Consider the following 18065-nt stretch of genomic DNA (forward strand, 5'->3'; position numbering starts at 1 on the left):
GGCACCGGCTCCTACGCGATCAGGTTCGCGGACGGTCCCGGCACGACAGGGCGTCGATGGTCTCGGCGCGCGGCTTGTAGTCGGTTTCCCAGGTCGGGTCCGCCTTCGTGACGGCCCACAGCGACGTCGAGAAGTCGTGGCTCCAGTTGTTGCTGTTGACGTAGTCCCGCAGCGCGTCGCGCAGCCGCAGACAGTCCTCGCGGTGCCCCTTGGCCATCGCGATGCCGTAGTGGTTGACGGCTCCGTAGGTGATGTCCGGGACGACCTTGAGATCCGGGTTCTCCTGCGTGAAGCCGTACAGGATCATCTGGTCGGTCGAGACCGCGTCGGCCACCTTCTTGACCTTGAGGTCGGTGAGGCAACTCGACGCGTCCGGCCGCTCGTAGACCGCGACCCGGGCGTACTCCGGCCCCTCCAGCGTGGTGGCGGACGTCGTCCCGGGCCAGGTGCAGACGCGCTTGCCGAAGAGGTCCTCGGGCTTGCGGATCCGCTTGTCGTTCTTGCGGACCATGATGCCCTGGTACGTGGACGCGTACGGGCCCGCGAAGTCCAGCGCCTTCATCCGGTCGACGGTGATCGAGAACGTCGCCACGACCAGGTCCTTCTTCTTCTCGGTGAGCACCGCGCTGCGGTCCTCCGACGGCACGATCCCGAAGTCCGGCTCGGCGCCGACCGCCTTGAGGACCTGCTGGGCGACGGTGATGTCGAAACCGGAGAACTTGTAGGTGTGGACGACGCCGGTACCGGGCTGGTCGTTCTTGGCCCCGACCGACACCTTGCCACCCGCAAAGAGCGAGGGCACCTCCGAGGGCCCACAGGCCGTCGCCACGAGCGCGACGAACGCGAGCACTACTACGCTCGCGGTCCGTGTCGTGCTGGCGGTCCGTGTCGTGGTGGTGGATCGTGTGGCGCTCGTGGCTCGTGTGCCGCTCGCGGGTCGTGTGCCGCTCGCTGCTCGTGTCGTGCTCACGGTTCCTGTCGTGTGCGTGCTTCGTGCGATCCTCATCGGTCTCCCCCGTTCCGACGGCCCCTGCTCCTTACGCGTTACGCGTTACGCGATCTACGCCACTCCCTGCGCGGTCAGTGTCACTCCATCCCGAACCGCAGCCATTTGACGACCCGTCACCCATCGTGCAACACCGCACTCACCGTCCGTACGTCCATCCGGCAGCCGCGGCCGGTGTGCAGCCGGACGCCGATCGTCACCGTGGTGGTCCGGGCCCCGAGGGCGAAGTCGGCGGTGCCGCCGGGCCGGAGGTCCGCCGTCCGGTCCGCGGCACCCGCGGTGAGCAGCGAGAGCGTGGCGTGGGTGTCCGGCAGGCAGGTCGGGCCGGCCGGGTCGTGATCGGAGATGGCCAGCGTCAGTCGCAGCGCGTTCCGCGGCTCCGCCAGCGCACGGGCGTCGAGCCGGAGGGTGAGCGTGCGGTGCGCGGTGTCGTCCAGCGGCTGGCTGCCCACCGCACGGACCTGCCCGGTCACATCGATCTCGCCGTGCGTCCGGACGCTCTGGAAGGCCAGCCAGCCACCGACCGTGGCCAATACGGAGACCAGGGACAGCACACCGGCCAGCCGGGCGTCGCGCGGGCTGCGGTCGAGGACGCGGGCCGCGGCGGTGAGCACCGACAGGCCGGTGAGCAGGCCCCAGAGGGTGTACTGGCGGGCCGGCCCGTCCGGCCAGTCGGTGCCGGCGATCACCACGGCGGCGCAGGCCAGCAGCAGCGGCAGCCAGCGGGCGCTGGGGTGCATCACCCACTTGATGAAGATGTTCCTGATGTCGTGGGCCGCGATGGAGTGATCGCCGTGCGAGGTCGTGCTGTGGTGGACGTCGCCACGGTCCGCCGGGCTGCTCATGAACCGTTCCGGGTGTCCGCGCTGCCTCCCATGTGGATGTCGCCGTGGATCTCGCCGGCCGCGATCGAGCCCTGGCCGGTCGCGGTGACGTGGTGGTGGACGGTGCGGCCGCCCGCGGGCGCGGCGAGCCGGTCGATCTGCCGCAGGAGGTGCGGCCCGTCCCGCCGGTCGGCGGGCTCCGCCAGCCAGACGGCCACCGCCTCGGCCAGCAACCGCCGCTCGTCGTCGTCGAGGGCCGCCAGCTGCCGGTCGAGGGCATCCGCCCGCTCCTCGTCCAGAAGCACCCGCCCGCCCCCGCCGACCGGCCCTCCGGCGGCTCCGTCCACCCCGCCTCCGCGGCGCAGCAGCCGACGGAAGAAGCCTTCCCCGGCCGTCACGGTGCGCTCGGCGATCCGCTGCTGGGCAGCGCTGATCACGGACGTACCGAGGCTGTTGGCCGCCATGGTCAGATAGGGCGCAATTTCGGCCGAAACGGTCGCCAGGTCGGACATCCGACTCTCCCCCCACTCAGAAGTCACGACCCCCCGCCGCAACACCCCTTACGGGAAAGGGGTGTTACCCATGTGAGCGCTGGTCCACACCCATACGGATGAGGGACCTGCGCGGGTACGGCTGCGGGCGAGCACCTCAGTACCAGATGGCGATGGGGCGCCCGTCGGCGTCGCGCTCGGGCGGGTCCGGGAGGGAGTGCGCACGGCCGTGGGCGATCCGGTGGGCCGTCCATGCGGCCGCGGCCGCGTCCAGCACGTCGTCCGGCGGGGTGCGCCCCGCGGCCCCCAGGTCGTCCGGGAGGACGATGCCGGCCGTGGCGAGGAGCGAGCGCCGCGCCATCTGCCCCGCCCAGCTCTTCTTACGGGCAAGCAGCGACGTGCCGCCCGCCAGGGCCCGGAACGACACCTCAGGGTGCACCTCGAAGAGCCGCTCTCCCCCAGGTTCCGCCAAGCAGGCGTTCGCCTCACGGAGTTTGGCCGCGAGCCCCCAGCTCTGGCGGCTCAGCCCGGCCCCGGTCAGTTCGCGGCACCGGCCCCGCGCCTCGTCGTACGTCTCCTCCTGCCACACCGCCCGCGGCGGCACCCGGAAAACGCTCCCCCTGAGCGGTCCCAACAAGGCCGCCGCCTCGCCGTCCGCCCGCCGCCAGCCGGCTTCGAGAAGCCCCAGCGGCATGTCCACAGCCACGACCGCGACCCCACCGGCCGCGGCAACGGGCAACAGGGAGCGCAGGGTTGTCACGGCCCACGCCTCGGCGAAGCGGCCGTCGTGGAGCTCGACCGCCAGCCAACCGCCCGGACAGGCGTCGGCACCGAGGACGTTCACCATGTCAGCGAGTCTCCCCGAACGGGCCCCGCGGGGAATACCCGTACTCGCCGTAGAGGCGGACGAAATGAGCGGGAACGACGGTCCGGCGGCGCACGAGGCCCTCACGCGCCCGCTCGTACAGCTCGACCAGCTCCAGGCCGCCGGGCCCGATCGGCTGCACCAGGCGGCCACCGACCCGCAGCTGTGCGGCCAGCGGCGGCGGCACCTCCGGGAAGGCGGCGGACACCACGATCGCATCGAACGGAGCCCGGTCCGGCGCGCCCAAGGTGCCGTCACCGACGACGATCTCGGCGTTCCCCATGTCCTGCCCGGCGAGGTTGGCCCGGGCCCGCTCGGCCAGGTCCGCCCACCGCTCCACGCCGACGACGTCCGCCGCGAGACGGGCCAGCAGCGCGGTCTGAAAACCGAGCCCGCTGCCGACCTCCAACACGTGCTCGTCTCCCGTGAGGCCGAGTGCGGCGACCATCATCGCCACGAGGGAGGGCTGCGTCGTCACCTGACCGTGCGCGATCGGAACCGGTGCGTCCACGTACGCCGACGCACGGTGGGAGTCCGGGACGAAGGCCACCCGCGGGGTCCCCCGGAGGGCACGCAGCAGGCGCCCGTCCGTCACACCAGCGGCCCGGGCAGCTTCGACCAGCTTCTCGGGGCCCGACTTCTCAGGGTCCCGGCCGCGGCGGGGACGGGGCATCATGACTGCCTCCCGACCAGGGCATTCCCCCTGGCCAGAGCCGTAATGGCGGACGAGTCGGCCTGTACGCCGGGTTCTGTCGCCCCCGGTCCTTGCGGGCCGGGGGGAGACGGCCATCCATCTAGGGCTGCCGTTGCCGACAGCCTCGTGCGGTCTACCCGCGGACTCGGGCGGGCAGCCCTCGGTCGTCCGCGCAGGGGCATCGCCGATGCCCCCTCTTGACCTTGCTCCGGGTGGGGTTTACCTAGCCCTCCGAGTCACCTCGGAGGCTGGTGGTCTCTTACACCACCGTTTCACCCTTACCGGAGGCCGAAGCCTCCGGCGGTTTGCTTTCTGTGGCACTGTCCCGCGGGTCACCCCGGGTGGGTGTTACCCACCACCCTGCCCTGTGGAGCCCGGACGTTCCTCGGGAGGATCGTTGCCGATCCCCACGCGGCCGTCCGGCCGGCTCGTCCGCCGTGGCGACCATGCTACCCGGCGCGGAACCGGCCCCGCGTCCCGGCACCGTTCGCTTGAGAAGGCGCCCCTTCCCGTGAGAAGGCGTCCCTTCCCGTGAGAGTGCGCTCGGTCCACGGAGAATGTGCTCGGCCGCCGAGCATGCGCCCGTTACGCGCTTGACCTTGTCGCAGCGGCAACGTTTCTACTGGCGGCATGAGAATCGGTGAGCTCGCAGGTCTCGTCGGCGTCAGCACTCGTGCCGTCCGCCATTACCACCACCTCGGACTGCTGCCCGAGCCGGAACGCCGGGCCAACGGCTACCGGGAGTACGGGCTGCGGGACGCGGTCGCGCTCGCCCGGCTGCGCCGGCTGACGGAGCTGGGGCTCGGGCTGGAGGAGGTCCGGGACGTCCTCGCCGACGACTCCGGGCGCGAGCTGCACGAGGTACTGGCCGACCTGGACGCCGACCTGGCGCGCCAGGAGGAGGAGATCCGGGCGCGGCGGGCCCGGCTGGCCGCGCTGCGGCAGCAGGCGGAGGAGCACGGCGGACTGCCGGCGGAGGGTCCGGTGTCGGACGAACTGGCCGCGATGTTCCGGGAGATGGCCCGCACCTCGGCGACGCTCCCCGGTCCTGAGCCCGCGATGGCGGCGAAGGAACGGGAGGTGCTGGCGCTGCTGGAGTCGGCGGGCGACCGGGCGGGCGAGCGGGTCGCCGGCCTGCTCGGGGACTTCACCGCGGCGCCGGGGGCGATGGAGCGGGCGTACGAGGTGTACGGGCTGCTGGACGCGCTGGCGACGGTCGCGCCGGACGATCCGCAGGTGGAACGGGTCGCGCAGGCGGTCGCCGACTGCATTCCGGACTCCCTGGTCGCCGAGGTCGACGGGGAGCAGTGGGCGCAGGCGGCCGAGGCGGGCCGGGAGACGGACGGCGGCTTCATGGCGGCGTACTACGCGCACTTCCCGCCCGCGCAGGCCGAGGCCATGCGGCGGGCGATCCGGCTGGTCGCGGAGCGTGCCTGGTGAGGCGGGGCGAGCCAGGCCGGAAGAGCGGGACGGTGCGGCGGCTGCTGGCGCATGAGGGGCGGTGGCTGGCGAGTCTGGTGGGGTGGGTGGCGCGGCGGCGGTTCGGGGTGGCGGCGGGCGAGCGGGCCCTGCCGTACGCGGCGGCGCAGTCGGCGCTCGTCTACGGGCTGACGTTCGTGTGTGTGGTGGAGACGTTCGGGGTGCATGCGATGCTCGCCGGCGTTCCGGTGGCGCGGGTGGTGATGCTGGTCGTCGATGTCTACACGGTGCTGATGCTGCTGGGTTTCCAGGCGGCCGCGGTCACCCGTCCGCATGTGCTCGGCGCGGACCATCTGCTGCTCCGGGACGGCGCCCGGCGGGAGATCCGCGTTCCGCTGGACCGGATCGCCTCCATCCGGTACGATCTCCGCTTCCCCAGGGATGGGAAGGACGGGGAGGACAGGAAGGCGACGGGCGGCGGTGGGGTGTGGGCGCTGGGCGTGGGTGGGCAGACGTCGGTGACCGTTGAGCTGACCGTTCCGGTCGTCGGGGTACGGCTGTCGGGGCGCCGTGACGAGGTGCGGACGGTGCGGTTCCATGCCGACGACGCACGGGGCGCGGTGGCGGCCGTACAGGCGGCGAGAGCGGCGAGGACGGCGGTGGATGGGCAGCCTCCGGCGGTGGACGGGCGGCCGGTCGCGGGGGCCGCGTAGCAGCCGCGTGGAGGGTCGTAAACGGGTGCGGATCCAGGTCCGGGTCCGGGTCCGGGGCCGGGGCCGGGCCGGGAAAGGCGTCAGACCGGCACGGCGAACGCGGACGGCGTCACACCGGCGTGAAGCGGACCGGTTCGAGGCCCGGGTCGGCCTCGGCGAGGCGGACCTGGATGTGCTGGCCGAGGGGCAGCGCGGGGCCCTCGGGGGCGGCCTCGACGGGGCCGATGACGGCCGGTTCGTAGAGGTGGACGGTGCCCCGGGTGGGGTCCTGCTCCTGGATGTCGACGACCAGGGCCTCGAAGGTCTCGCCGACCCGGTCGCGCAGCAGCGCGGCCTCGACGAGGTCGACGCAGGCCCGCTCGACCTGGTGGGCGCGCTGGGAGCCGGTCTCCATCTCGTGCGGCAGCGCGGCCAGCGCACTGCGCACCCAGTCCGCGGGCTCGTGGCCGGCGAACGCGGCCAGGCACAGCTCGGAGGTGTAACGGTCGACGAGCCGGCGCAGCGGTGCGGTGGCGTGCGCGTACGGGGCGGCGACCGCGGCGTGCAGCGCTTCGGACGCGCTGGGCGGGGTGCCGTCGAAGGCGGTGTAACCGGCGCCGCGCAGCAGGGCCGTGCACTCCTGGAGGAACGCGGCGTGCCGGGCGCAGTGCGGATCGAGACTGCGGATCAGCGCGGAGTACGAGGTGTGGTGCGGCCAGTCGACGCCGAGCGCCCGGGCGGTCAGCCGCAGCCGGGCGACCGAGCCGTCCGGGGCGGTAGGCAGGGTCCGCAGGATGCCGGTGCCGGCGGCCAGCATCAGTTCGGCCGCGGCCATTCCGGTGAGCAGGGAGATCTGCGCGTTCCAGCCGTACGCCGGCAGGGGTGCGCGGTACTCCAGCTGGTAGCGGCCGTTCCGCTCGACGATCTCCTGCTCGGGGACGTGCAGCGAGATCGCGCCCCGGGCGACCTCCAGCTCCTCGCGCAGCAGGCCGATCTCCCGGAGCAGGTCGAGCGGCTCCTCGGCCGTCCCCTCGTCGATGGCCCGCTGGACGCCCGCGTAGTCGAGGCGGGCGCGGGAACGGACCAGGGCGCGGCGGACGGAGGTGGCGACCAGGACGCCCTCGGGGTCGAGGTCGAGCTGCCAGAGGACGGCCGGGCGGTCCTGGTCGGGCAGCAGGCTGGCTGCGCCCTCGCTCAGCGCGTACGGGTAGAGCGGGATCCGCTCGTCGGGGAAGTACAGCGTGGTCACGCGGTGGTGGGCCTCGGCGTCCAGCGCACCGCCCGGCGTCACGAAGGAGGCGACGTCGGCGATCGCGTAGTGGACGCGGAAGCCGCCGTCGGGGCGGCGGGAGAGGAACATCGCCTGGTCGAGGTCGCGGGAACCGGGCGGGTCGATGGTGAAGAGGGGCAGGTCGGTGGCGTCCAGGGCGTGTTCGGTCGCCACCGCGCCGTCGGCGGCCGGGATCCGCGGGGCCCGGGCGGCGCTGTCCGCCTCGGCCTGGGCCGTCGGCGGGAAGTGGTCCGGGACCTCCAGGTCGATCCGCAGCTCCCGCAGCGCGGCGCGCAGCGGGGCCTCGGCTGCGTCGGTCACATGCATATGGCGACGGGGCATGAAACCGAGCGTATGACCGGATGGCGGAGGTGGCGCGCGGGGCGATCGGGGCGGGGAGTGCAGCTGGCGGGGGTGGCGTGCGGGGCGATCGGGGCGGGGAGTGCAGCTGGCGGGGGTGGCGTGCGGGGCGATCCGGGCGGGGAGGCAGCTGGCGGGGGGTGACGTGCGGGGCGGTCGGGGCGGGGAGGCGCCCGGCGGGTGCGGCGGGCGTGCCTCGCGGCGGGCCGCGGCCGCAGGGGCGCCGCGGTTCTCTGGTCCTGGCCGCGGGGGCACTCAGGTCCTGGCCGCGGTTCTCAGGTCCTGGCCTCGGGGGCTCAGGCCCTGGCCGCGGCTCTCAGGCCCTGACCGCGGTTCTCACCTCCCGGCCGCGGTTCTCGGGGCGGCCGCCGCAGGCCATACGCTTTCCGGGGGCCGCACCCCCGCTCGTACCGCCGTGAAGGAGAACACCGTGCTCGTGCTGTTGCCGCCGTCCGAAGGCAAGGCGCCGGGAGCGGCCGGGGCGCCGCTGGACACCGGCGCGCTGTCGCTGCCCGGACTGACCGCCGCGCGTGAGGCGGTCCTCGGCGAGCTCACCGAACTGTGCGCGGCGGACGAGACCAAGGCCCAGGAGGTGCTCGGGCTCAGCGACGGCCTCAAGGGCGAGATCGCCAAGAACACGGGGCTGCGGACGGCCGGGACGCGGCCGGCCGGCGAGATCTACACCGGTGTGCTCTACGACGCGCTGGGCCTCGCGTCCCTGGACGCCCCGGCCCGGGAGCTGGCCGAGCGGTCGCTGCTGGTGTTCTCCGGGCTGTGGGGCGCTGTCCGCATCACCGACCGGATTCCGTCGTACCGCTGCTCGATGGGTGTGAAGCTGCCGGGGCTCGGCGCGCTGGGCGCTCACTGGCGGGCGCCGATGGCGGAGGTGCTGCCGGCGGCGGCCGGTACGGGTCTGGTGCTCGACCTGCGGTCGGCGGCGTACGCGACGGCGTGGAAGCCCAAGGGCGAGGTGGCCGGGCGGACCGCGTCGGTGCGGGTGCTCCAGTCGAAGACCGTGAACGGCGTGGAGAAGCGCACGGTGGTCAGCCACTTCAACAAGGCGACCAAGGGCCGGCTGGTCCGCGATCTGCTGTCGGCGGGCCGGACGCCGCAGGGCCCGGCGGAGCTGGTGGAGGCGCTGCGCGACCTGGGGTACGCGGTGGAGACCGAGGCCCCGGCGAAGGACGGCAAGCCGTGGGCGCTCGATGTGATCGTGACGGAGCTATGAAACCGGTAAGGCCGGTACGGCAACAGTTGAGGGGCTGATTGCACCCTGCGCAACGGTCGTTGCGCAGGGTGGGCAGGGCGCGCAGTATGGGCGGCGTGACCAGCGCCGCCTCCTCTCCCGCGTCCGGTTCCTCCCCCGCGTCCGGCTCCTCCCCCCTGTCTGCCTCCGGTCCCGCGTCCGCCTCCGGTTCCTCGGTCCCGTCCGTGCTCGGGCTCGCCCCCGTCATCCCGGTCGTCGTGCTGGAGGACGCCGCTGACGCGGTCCCGCTGGCCCGGGCGCTGGTCGCCGGCGGGCTGTCGGCGATCGAGGTGACCCTGCGGACGCCCGCCGCGCTGGACGCCATCCGGGCGATCGCAGACGAGGTCCCGGACGCGGTGGTCGGCGCGGGCACACTGCTCAACCCGGAGCAGGTCGCCGCGGCCCGCGCGGCCGGCGCCCGTTTCCTGGTCAGCCCCGGCTGGTCGTCGCGGCTGCTGGGCGGGCTGCGGGACTCCGGCCTGCCCTTCCTGCCGGGCGTCTCGACGCCCTCGGAGGTGGTGACCCTGCTGGACGAGGGCGTCACCGAGCTGAAGTTCTTCCCGGCGGAGGCGGCCGGCGGGGCGGCCTGGCTGAAGTCGCTGGCCGCCCCGCTGCCCCAGGCCCGTTTCTGCCCGACCGGCGGAATCACCCTGGCGTCCGCGCCCAAGTACCTCGCGCTGCCCAACGTCGGCTGTGTGGGCGGAACCTGGATGCTGCCGGCCGACGCACTGGCCACCAAGGACTGGGCGCGGATCGAGCGGCTGGCCCATGAGGCGGCGGCGCTCCGCGACTGACCCTCGGGGCACCCCGACGCCCGTCAGCCGCGCTCCCGATCGAACACCGCACACCGCACACCGCACACCACAGCGCCGGTCGCGCCGTGCAGCCCACGCCGCGGCGTCAGCCGTAGCGCCTGGGCGCACCGCTCAGCGCAGGTGCGACGTGTCGTTCAGCAGCCGCAGGGAGGCGTTGCCGTCGGAGTAGTACGCGACCGCGGACAACGAGGCGGCGGAGAGCTCCATCCGGAACAGCGACTCCGGCGGGGCGCCCAGCGCCAGCCGGACCAGGGTCTTGATCGGCGTGACGTGGGTGACCAGCAGGACCGTCCGGCCGGCGTACCGGGCCAGCAGCTTGTCGCGGGTGACCGCGGTCCGGCGGGCGACCGACGCGAAGGACTCGCCGCCCCCGGTGGGCGCCGCCTTCGAGGAGTGCAGCCAGGCGTCGAGGTCCTCGGGGTAGCGCTCGCGCACCTCGGCGAAGGTCAGCCCCTCCCAGGCCCCGAAGTCGGTCTCGCGCAGGCCCTCTTCGACCCGTACGTCCAGGCCGAGCCGGTCGGCGACCGCCTGGGCGGTCTCCCGGCAGCGCCGCAGCGGTGAGCTGACCACGGCCTGGATCGTGCCGCGGGCGGCCAGCGCGGCCGCGGTGGCCTGGGCCTGGCGGTGGCCGGCGGCGGAGAGTTCGGGGTCGGTGCCGCCGCTGCCGGAGAACCGCTTCTCGGGGGTCAGCGCCGTCTCGCCGTGCCGCAGCAGCACGAACGTGGCGGGCACGCCGAGGTCCGGGGCGCCCCAGCCGACCGGCGGGGCGGCCACCGCCTCGGGGGCCGCTGCTGAGTCCGCCCGCTCCGCTCCGGCCGCTGGGCGCTCCGCTTCGGTCTCCGCGCGTTCCGCGGCCTCGTCGGCGGCCCGGGCGGCGGCGCTGCGGGCGGGTGCGGCGGCGGTGGCCAGTGCGGCCCGGGAGTCCCCCGGCTCCCACTGCTTGCCGATCTTCCCGGCGTCCATCGCCTCGTTGGCGAGCCGGTCGGCGTGCTTGTTCTTGGCGCGCGGGATCCACTCGTAGCTGACCCGGTCGGCCGGGAAGACCGACCTGGCCTCGGCGGCCAGCGGCTTCATGCCGGGGTGCTTGATCTGCCAGCGCCCGGACATCTGCTCGACGACCAGCTTGGAGTCCATCCGGACCTGGATGCGGGCCTCCGGGTCCAGCGCGTGCGCGGCCCGCAGCCCGGCCACCAGGCCCTTGTACTCGGCGACGTTGTTGGTCGCGGTGCCGATGAACTCGGCGGCCTCGGCGAGCGCCTCGCCCGTTTCCGGGTCGAGGACGACCGCGCCGTAGCCGGCCGGTCCCGGGTTGCCCCGGGACCCGCCGTCCGCCTCGACGATCAGCGTGCGCGGCACGGCCTACAGGCCCGAGTCCGGCGTGCGGACCAGGATCCGGCCGCAGTTCTCGCAGCGCAGGACGGCGTCGGCGGCGGCCGCCCGGACGTCGTTCAGCTCGGTGATGTTCAGCTCCAGGCGGCAGCCCTCGCAGCGGCGCTGGTAGAGGCGGGCCGCGCCGACGCCGCCCTCCTTGGTGCGGATGCGGTCGTAGAGCTTCAGCAGGTCGGCCGGGATGTCGGCGACGGTCAGCTCGCGCTCCTTGGTGACCGCGGCGACCTCGGCGTCGATCTCGCTGCTGGCGGCGTTGCGGCGGGCCACGGCGTCGTCGACCTTGGCCTGGATGGCCTCGACCCGGGAGGTCAGCTCGGCGACCCGCTCCTGGGCGGCCTCGCGGCGCTCCATGACCTCCAGGACGACGTCCTCCAGGTCGCCCTGGCGCTTGGCGAGCGAGGCGATCTCGTGCTGGAGGTTCTCCAGGTCCTTGGGGGAGGTGACGGCGCCGGAGTCCAGCCGCTTCTGGTCGCGGGCGGCACGCTGGCGCACCTGGTCCACGTCCTGCTCGGCCTTGGTCTGCTCGCGGCTGGTGTCGCTCTCCTCGGTCTGTGCGGCGACGAGCAGGTCGCGCTGCTGGGTGAGGTCGGCCTCCAGGGTCTGCAGCTCGGCCAGCTCGGGGAGGTTCTTGCGCCGGTGCGCGAGCTGGGTGAGCCGGACGTCGAGGCCCTGGACGTCGAGAAGGCGGATCTGGTCGGCGGGCGCGGCGTTCAGCGGGGGGCTCCTGTGGTGTGCGTCGGGGTGAAGATCGGGGTGGACGCCGCGTGGGCGGTCCAGGGGTCGGTGACCGTACGGGAGACGTGCGTGCGCAGTCCCCAGTCGTGCCGGTCGGAGACCGCGTCGAGCTGGGCCGCGGCCTGCTCGCACCACGGCCATTCGGTGGCCCAGTGGGCCGCGTCGAGCAGCGCCGGCGGGTTGGTCCGTCCGGTGGTCTGGGTGGCCTCGGACGCCGGGTGGTGGCGCAGGTCGGCGGTGAGGAAGGCATCCACACCGGCCGCCCGGACGTCGTCGAAGAGGCTGTCGCCGGAGCCACCGGAGACCGCGACCGTGCGGATCTCGCGGTCCGGGTCGCCGGCCGCCCGGATGCCCTGCGCGGTGGCCGGCAGGTGCGCGGCCGCGTACGCGGCGAACTCGGCCAGCGGCATCGGGTGCGTCAGCTCGCAGATCCGGCCCAGGCCGCGTCGGCCCGCCGGGTCGCTCGGGTCCGGCACCAACGGGCCGAGGACGCGCAGGTCCAGGGCGCCGGCCAGGGCGTCGGAGACGCCGGGGTCGGCGGTGTCGGCGTTGGTGTGCGCGACGTGCAGGGCGATGTCGTGCTTGATGAGCGTGTGCACGACCTTGCCCTTGAACGTCGAGGCCGCGACCGTCGTCGTCCCGCGCAGGTAGAGCGGGTGATGGGTGACGAGCAGGTCGGCGCCGAGCCGTACCGCCTCGTCGGCGATCTCCTGGACCGGATCGACGGCGAACAGCACGCGGCTGACCTCGGCGTCCGGGTCTCCGCAGACCGTGCCGACGGCGTCCCACCCTTCGGCCCGCTCGGGGGGCCAGAGGGCGTCGAGCGCGGTGAGGACTTCAGACAGTACGGGCACGGGTGGAAGGTTACCTCCCGGGCGGGAACCCGCACCGCCGCCGCCCGCGCGCGGGCGCACCGGGGAACCCCGCCCGGGGCGGCCCGCCGGGGAAGCAGGAAGCACAACCACCCCATCCGGTACCGGCGAACCGGACATCCGCCACCCTTATGCGTGAAGTGCCGCAACTCGCGGTGATCGGCCGGAAGTGCGAAAACTAGCGTCGGTCTGCCGACTGGAGGTGACCACTTCATGACGATCTGCGCCACTGAGGACGCCACGGCACTCGCCGGCCCGCACCGCGCGGCCCTGACGATCGCCGCCGACGGCTCGTACGCCGCCCGGCTCGCCCGGCACGACGACGCCGACCGGAGCTGGTACCCGGAGCGCTGGACGCTGAGCGGCCCGGAGCCGTACGCGGTGCCGCTGCCCGGCAGCCAGCCGGAGGAGCCGGACAGTGAACTGCTGCCGCTCGCGGACGGCCGGGTGCTGATCCTGCGCCGGGTCGCCGACCGCTTCGCCCTCTCCCTGCTCTACCCGACCGACCCCGGGACCGGCGAACTCCTGTTGGGCACCGTGGAAGCGGCGGAACTGACCCTGCTCCCGCCGACGCCGGGCGGCACCGACGCGTACGCCCTGGCTCCGGCGGGCGGGCACACCGCGCTGTGGCGGGTGCCCGGCGATGCGGGCGGGCCCGAGCGGATCGTGGAGATTCCCGGGCGCTGTACGGGCGGCGCGTGGCTGGACCGTGGTGGGCGGCTGCTCGCCCTGGACCGGGAGCTGCACGGCCGGACGAAGACCGTGCTGGTCGATCTGGAGCGGGGCGGCGAGACCGGGCCGCTGCTGCAGATCACCGAGGAGAGCAACGACCGGCTGCTGCTGGCCGATCCGGACAGCGGGCTGCTGCTGGTCCGCTCGGACGCGCCGGGCCACGACCGGCTGGGCTGGGGCGTGCTGGGCAGCAGGCTGCCGGTGCGGTTCCCGGAGTGCCTGCGGCCGGCCGATGCCGCGGTGACGCCGTTCGCCGTGCAGCCGGGGCAGATGCTGGCGCCGGAGAGCTGCGCGGTGGCGTTCCGGGTGGACGCGGCACACGGCACCCGGCTGGGGATCTGGCGCCCCTGGGGCCGGCGGCTGCGGCAACTGCCCGTACCGGACGGGTGGCTGGCGGGGACCGGACTGTGGACGGCCGACGGCGAACTGCTGCTGCCGTGCGCCACGGACGCGGAGCCGTGCGGGCTGGCGAGGATGGCCATACCGCTGGAGCCGGTGGGATCGGTGGAACCCAGGATGTCCGTGGGATCTGCGAGATCTGGGGGATCCGTGGGGCGAGCAGGGTCGGTGGGATCGGTGGAGCGAGCAGGGTCGGTGAGCTCGGTGGGCCGAGCAGGGTCGGTGGGATCGGTGGAGCGAGCGGGGTTGGTGGATCCGACGGGTTCACCGAGGCCGGTGGGGTCGGCGAGGCCGATGGCGTCGGAGAGGCCGGTGGGGGTCGTACGGGCGGTGGCGGACGGGGCGGCCGTACGCGGCGGGGGGATTGTCCCGGATGCAGGGGATGCCACCAACCACTCCACAGCATCTGCACAACCGAAGGCCGCCGTCGCGGAACCGCGGCGCTCCCCCGCACATCCCCATATGTGCAGGCCAGTTCCGCTGCAACAGGCGCCTCTGGGGTCCCGCTAGGTCCGGTGGAGCGTGATTTCCCGCCCCGTTAAACTTTCGGGTGGGGGCTACGCAGCCGGTTGACCGGCCACCGATCACGCCGCTCGGGGTACGGCCCCTCGGCGGTCGGGCGGGGTCCCGACGCGTACAGCAGCAAGCGATCCGACGGAGTGACTCTTCCCATGTCCGAAGCCCGAACCGACACGACCCAGGCGCGCCCCCAGGAGGCATCCGCCCAGGCCGCCGAGGCTGCAAGCTCCGGCAAGCACCGTGGCCCGGCCGCCACGGAGGAGTCCAACTCCACCGCGCACGGCCGGCACCGCCGGGACAAGCAGCCGCAGGACGCATAGGGCGGCCGGTCCCAGGGGATCCGGGGCCGCGCCTCAAACCGCACCTCGGGAACCGCGCCCCAGAAGCCGTGCTTCAGGAGCCGTGCTTCAGGAGCCGTGCTTGAGGGCCAGCACCTCGCCCGCCGCGAACGTCTCGTGCGGCGGGCGCTGTGCGTAGTAGGGCGTCAGCAGTTCGTCCAGTTCCTCGAAGGTGAAGAGTTCCTTCGCGGTGTCGAACTTGGCGGCGATCCGGGGGCGTTCCGCGATCGCGACCATGCCGCCGTGGACGACGAGCAACTGGCCGTTGACCCGGGCCGCGGCCGGTGCGGCCAGATAGCCGACGAGCGGGGCGACGTGCTCGGGGGCCAGCGGGTCGAGCCGGCCGTCGGCCGGTTCTCCGAAGCCGGCGAAGACGTCCTCGGTCATCCGGGTGCGGGCGCGCGGGCAGATCGCGTTGGCCGTCACACCGTATTTGGCCAGCGCCAGCGCCGTGGAGGTGGTCAGGCCGACGATGCCCCCCTTGGCGGCGGCGTAGTTGGGCTGGCCGGCCGAGCCGGCGAGGAACGCCTCCGAGGAGGTGTTGATGATCCGGCCGTGCACCGGGCCGCCGGCCGCCTTGGACCGCTCGCGCCAGTGGGCCGCGGCGAAGCGGGTGGTGTTGAAGTGACCCTTGAGGTGCACCCGGATGACCGTGTCCCATTCGTCCTCGGTCATCGAGAACACCATCCGGTCCCGGAGGATGCCCGCGTTGTTGACCAGGATGTCGAGCCGGCCGTAGGTGTCGATGGCCAACTGGACCAGTTCGCCCGCCTGTTGGTGGTCGGCGACGTCACCGACGTGGGCCACCGCCCGGCCGCCCGCCGCGCGGATCTCGGCGGCGACGTCCTCCGCGGGGCCCGCGGAGGCGGCCCCCGAACCTCCCCCAAGCTCTCGGCTTCGCTCGAGCGAGGGGGGACCCCCAGCGACCGGGCCGCCGTAGTCGTTGACCACCACCTGCGCTCCCAGCCGGGCGAGTTCGAGGGCCTCGGCGCGGCCCAGTCCGCGGCCGGCCCCGGTGACGATCGCGGTCAGGCCCTCAAGTGGCTGTGCCATCTGGCGTTCCCGTCCTCTCGGTCTGCCGGCCGGATCGGGTCCCGTCACCGGCCGGGCGGATCTCTTGGCGGTCAGTTCTCTCGGCGGTCGGATCTCTTTGTTGGTCAGATCTCTATGCAGGTGCGCAGGGCCGTCCCGGAGCGCATCTGGTCGAGGGCGTCGTTGATCTCCGGGAGCCGGACGCGGTGCGTGATCAGCCCTTCGAGGTCGATCCGGCCGGCCCGCCACAGGGCGATGGCCCGCTCGTAGGAGCGCAGGACGTCCCCACCGCCGTAGAGGGAGGGCAGGATCCGCTTCTCGTCGAAGAACAGCTCGAACATGTTGACCCGGAAGGTGTCGTCCATGGCGCCGGCACCGACCACGCACAGGGTGCCGCCGCGCCGGGTCGTCTCGTACGCGGTGCGGGCGGTGGCGGACCTGCCGACCACCTCGAAGACGTAGTCGAAGCCCTCGCCCCCGGTGAACTCGGCCTTGGCGCCGTCGAGTTCCTCCGGGGCGACGGCCTCGGTGGCGCCGAAGCGCAGGGCCGCCTCCCGCCGTGCGGGCACCGGGTCGACGGCGACGATCCGGGCCGCGCCGCAGACCCGCGCGCCCTGGATGACGGAGATCCCGACGCCCCCACAGCCGATGACCGCGACCGAGGAGCCGGCCGCCACCTGTGCCGTGTTGAGGGCCGCGCCGAGCCCGGTGGTGACGCCGCAGCCGATCAGCGCGGCGATCTCGTACGGGACGTCGTCCGGGATGGGCACCGCGCAGTCGGCGGCGACCACGACCTCCTCGGCGAAGGTGCCGGTGCCGGCGAACCCGAAGACGTCGCCGCCGGGCCGCCGGAAGTTGGGCGTGCCGGCGTTCATGAACCCGGCCAGACAGAGGTGGGTCTGGCCGCGTTTGCAGGACGGACAGCTGCCGCAGGCGGGCAGCCAGCACATCAGCACCCGGTCGCCCGCCGCCAGGCCGGTGACGCCGTCGCCGACGTCGACGACCTCCCCGGCACCCTCGTGGCCGGGGACGAAGGGCGCGGGCTGCGGCAGCACCCCGTTCATCGCCGAGAGGTCGGAGTGGCACAGTCCGGTCGCCCGGATGCGGATCCTGACCTTGCCGGGCCCGAACCCCACCGCCTCGACGTCGTCGAGGACCTCCAGCTTGTCCTGCCCGGTCTCGTGCTGTACGGCTGCGCGCATCTCACGGCTCCCCTCGGAGACGACAACTCGGAGGCATCAATCGGCGGAACGGTCGGAGATGTCAGAGATATCGGCGACATCGGAGACATCGGAGACATCGACCCGGTGGCGACAAAGCGACATTGGAGCAACAGCGAGCGACGGCGGGCAACGGCGGACGCCTGCGGGGCGGCTGCAGGCGCCGGCGAGCAGCGACTAGTCGTGCTCGACGACGGTGTCCGCCAGCACCGCCGCGTCGTCCCGCTCCGGCGCCGTCACCGACGCCTGGATCCGGCCGGCTTCTCGCCAGAGCCGGATGCGCAGCGTCTCGCCCGGGAAGACCACCCCGGCGAAGCGCGTGCGGTACGACCGGACCCGGGAGACGTCACCGTCCAGCAGGGTGTCGACGACCGCCTTGAGCGTGACCCCGTAGGTGCACAGCCCGTGCAGGATCGGCCGGTCGAAGCCGGCGAGCTTGGCGAACTCCGGATCGGCGTGCAGCGGGTTCCAGTCGCCGGAGAGGCGGTAGAGCAGCGCCTGGTCGGCGCGGATCTGCCGTTCGGTGGTCAGGTCGGGGGCACGGTCGGGGAGTTCGAGGCGGGTGGCGGGGCCGCGGTCGCCGCCGAAGCCGCCCTCGCCGCGGACGAAGATCTGGGTGTCGCAGGTCCACAACGGCCCGTCGTCGTCGGCGATTTCGGAGCGCAGCACGATGACGGCGGCCTTGCCCTTGTCGTACACGGCCGGGACGGACGAGGTCTGGGTGGCGCGGCCGCGCACCGGCAGGGGTCGGTGCACGGTGACCGTCTGCCCGCCGTGCAGGACGGCGGCGAGGTCGACGTCGATGCCGGGGGCGGAGAGCCCGCCGGCCAGCGCCATGCCCCCGCCGGCGACGGTGGCGAAGCTGGGCAGGACGTGCAGCGCGCTCTCCAGGGTGTAGCGCAGTTCGTCCGGGTCGGTGGCGGCCTGCGGTTTCTCGGGGGTGGCCGCGCCGGCGCCGATGCCGAGGTGGTAGAGCTGGACGTCCTTGTGGTCCCAGGCGAGCTCGGTGGTCCGCGGTTCGGCGGAGGTGGCCTTGGCGACGTCGATGGGCATGGGGGCGGTTGCTCCTTCACCACGGTGGAGTTCGTCGAAAGACCCCGGCCCGGCCGTCCGCACCGTCGGCCCGGCCGGGGTCGTCTCTGGTCGG

18 protein-coding genes and 1 other RNA gene are annotated in these 18065 nt (G+C 73.6%); 6 read left to right on the forward strand and 13 right to left on the reverse strand.

Annotation, left to right across the window (positions count from 1 at the left end; genetic code table 11):
* Positions 1 to 19 precede the first annotated feature (19 nt).
* From AB0E02_RS05305 to rnpB, 6 genes are all read right to left on the reverse strand, one after another.
* Positions 20 to 775, reverse strand: coding sequence for a transporter substrate-binding domain-containing protein (locus AB0E02_RS05305; RefSeq protein ID WP_362136204.1), 756 nt, complete (start codon positions 773 to 775; stop codon positions 20 to 22).
* Between the two features lie 347 nt (positions 776 to 1122).
* Positions 1123 to 1851 (reverse strand): hypothetical protein, encoded by a 729-nt coding sequence (locus tag AB0E02_RS05310; protein ID WP_362136206.1) that lies wholly within the window; start codon positions 1849 to 1851, stop codon positions 1123 to 1125.
* Positions 1848 to 2342, reverse strand: coding sequence for a hypothetical protein (locus AB0E02_RS05315; protein WP_362136208.1), 495 nt, complete (start codon positions 2340 to 2342; stop codon positions 1848 to 1850). The genes AB0E02_RS05310 and AB0E02_RS05315 overlap by 4 nt, the downstream gene beginning before the upstream one ends.
* Before the next feature lie 136 nt (positions 2343 to 2478).
* Positions 2479 to 3168 (reverse strand): DUF429 domain-containing protein, encoded by a 690-nt coding sequence (locus AB0E02_RS05320; protein WP_362136210.1) that lies wholly within the window; start codon positions 3166 to 3168, stop codon positions 2479 to 2481.
* 1 nt (position 3169) lies between these two features.
* Positions 3170 to 3862 carry a protein-L-isoaspartate O-methyltransferase gene (locus AB0E02_RS05325; RefSeq protein WP_362136212.1) on the reverse strand — a complete coding sequence of 231 codons (693 nt, stop codon included), beginning with the start codon at positions 3860 to 3862 and terminating at the stop codon, positions 3170 to 3172.
* A gap of 46 nt (positions 3863 to 3908) precedes the next feature.
* An RNA gene (gene rnpB / locus AB0E02_RS05330) (RNase P RNA component class A) lies at positions 3909 to 4311 on the reverse strand.
* Between the two features lie 199 nt (positions 4312 to 4510).
* Between rnpB and AB0E02_RS05335 the strand changes: the two genes are divergently transcribed.
* Both AB0E02_RS05335 and AB0E02_RS05340 read left to right on the forward strand, forming a co-directional pair.
* Positions 4511 to 5320, forward strand: coding sequence for a MerR family transcriptional regulator (locus AB0E02_RS05335; RefSeq protein ID WP_362136214.1), 810 nt, complete (start codon positions 4511 to 4513; stop codon positions 5318 to 5320).
* A 32-nt stretch (positions 5321 to 5352) separates the two neighbouring features.
* Positions 5353 to 6012, forward strand: a complete 660-nt coding sequence (locus AB0E02_RS05340; RefSeq protein WP_362136216.1) for a hypothetical protein — start codon at positions 5353 to 5355, stop codon at positions 6010 to 6012.
* A gap of 109 nt (positions 6013 to 6121) precedes the next feature.
* Here the strand turns inward: AB0E02_RS05340 and AB0E02_RS05345 are convergent, their stop codons facing one another.
* Complete coding sequence (locus AB0E02_RS05345; protein ID WP_362136218.1) at positions 6122 to 7603, reverse strand: RNB domain-containing ribonuclease; 1482 nt, start codon at positions 7601 to 7603, stop codon at positions 6122 to 6124.
* A gap of 448 nt (positions 7604 to 8051) precedes the next feature.
* Between AB0E02_RS05345 and yaaA the strand changes: the two genes are divergently transcribed.
* The gene (gene yaaA / locus AB0E02_RS05350; protein WP_362136220.1) at positions 8052 to 8849 is read left to right on the forward strand and encodes a peroxide stress protein YaaA; all 798 of its coding nucleotides are present in this window, start codon (positions 8052 to 8054) and stop codon (positions 8847 to 8849) included.
* Positions 8850 to 9004: 155 nt separating this feature from the next.
* Positions 9005 to 9661: a bifunctional 4-hydroxy-2-oxoglutarate aldolase/2-dehydro-3-deoxy-phosphogluconate aldolase gene (gene eda, locus AB0E02_RS05355; protein ID WP_362136783.1), complete on the forward strand. Its 657-nt coding sequence runs from the start codon at positions 9005 to 9007 to the stop codon at positions 9659 to 9661.
* A gap of 132 nt (positions 9662 to 9793) precedes the next feature.
* On the opposite strand, the gene AB0E02_RS05360 is transcribed toward eda, so the two are convergent.
* The 3 genes from AB0E02_RS05360 to AB0E02_RS05370 are packed head-to-tail and all read right to left on the reverse strand — an operon-like array spanning position 9794 to position 12660.
* Positions 9794 to 11038 carry a bifunctional RNase H/acid phosphatase gene (locus AB0E02_RS05360; protein ID WP_362136222.1) on the reverse strand — a complete coding sequence of 415 codons (1245 nt, stop codon included), beginning with the start codon at positions 11036 to 11038 and terminating at the stop codon, positions 9794 to 9796.
* 3 nt (positions 11039 to 11041) lie between these two features.
* Positions 11042 to 11785: a C4-type zinc ribbon domain-containing protein gene (locus AB0E02_RS05365; RefSeq protein WP_199816404.1), complete on the reverse strand. Its 744-nt coding sequence runs from the start codon at positions 11783 to 11785 to the stop codon at positions 11042 to 11044.
* Positions 11782 to 12660 carry a Nif3-like dinuclear metal center hexameric protein gene (locus tag AB0E02_RS05370; RefSeq protein ID WP_362136224.1) on the reverse strand — a complete coding sequence of 293 codons (879 nt, stop codon included), beginning with the start codon at positions 12658 to 12660 and terminating at the stop codon, positions 11782 to 11784. The genes AB0E02_RS05365 and AB0E02_RS05370 overlap by 4 nt, the downstream gene beginning before the upstream one ends.
* Positions 12661 to 12891: 231 nt before the next feature.
* Here AB0E02_RS05370 and AB0E02_RS05375 point away from each other — a divergent pair, with 231 nt between their 5' ends.
* Together AB0E02_RS05375 and AB0E02_RS05380 are read left to right on the forward strand one after the other, a co-directional pair.
* Positions 12892 to 14319 carry a hypothetical protein gene (locus AB0E02_RS05375; RefSeq protein WP_362136226.1) on the forward strand — a complete coding sequence of 476 codons (1428 nt, stop codon included), beginning with the start codon at positions 12892 to 12894 and terminating at the stop codon, positions 14317 to 14319.
* Positions 14320 to 14480: 161 nt separating this feature from the next.
* The gene (locus tag AB0E02_RS05380; RefSeq protein WP_362136228.1) at positions 14481 to 14648 is read left to right on the forward strand and encodes a hypothetical protein; all 168 of its coding nucleotides are present in this window, start codon (positions 14481 to 14483) and stop codon (positions 14646 to 14648) included.
* An 87-nt stretch (positions 14649 to 14735) separates the two neighbouring features.
* On the opposite strand, the gene AB0E02_RS05385 is transcribed toward AB0E02_RS05380, so the two are convergent.
* The 3 genes from AB0E02_RS05385 to AB0E02_RS05395 form a co-directional block, all read right to left on the reverse strand.
* Entirely contained in the window at positions 14736 to 15719 is a 984-nt protein-coding gene (locus AB0E02_RS05385) for a 3-oxoacyl-ACP reductase (protein ID WP_362136230.1), read from the reverse strand.
* A 104-nt stretch (positions 15720 to 15823) separates the two neighbouring features.
* A complete protein-coding gene (locus AB0E02_RS05390) occupies positions 15824 to 16900 on the reverse strand; it encodes a Zn-dependent alcohol dehydrogenase (protein WP_362136232.1) in 1077 nt (358 codons plus the stop codon).
* Positions 16901 to 17095: 195 nt separating this feature from the next.
* On the reverse strand, positions 17096 to 17971 hold the full coding sequence (locus AB0E02_RS05395) for a MaoC/PaaZ C-terminal domain-containing protein (protein ID WP_362136234.1): 876 nt from the start codon (positions 17969 to 17971) through the stop codon (positions 17096 to 17098).
* Positions 17972 to 18065: the final 94 nt, after the last annotated feature.

It is taken from the genome of Streptomyces sp. NPDC048196 (assembly GCF_040652715.1).
Lineage (GTDB): Bacteria > Actinomycetota > Actinomycetes > Streptomycetales > Streptomycetaceae > Streptomyces > Streptomyces siderophoricus.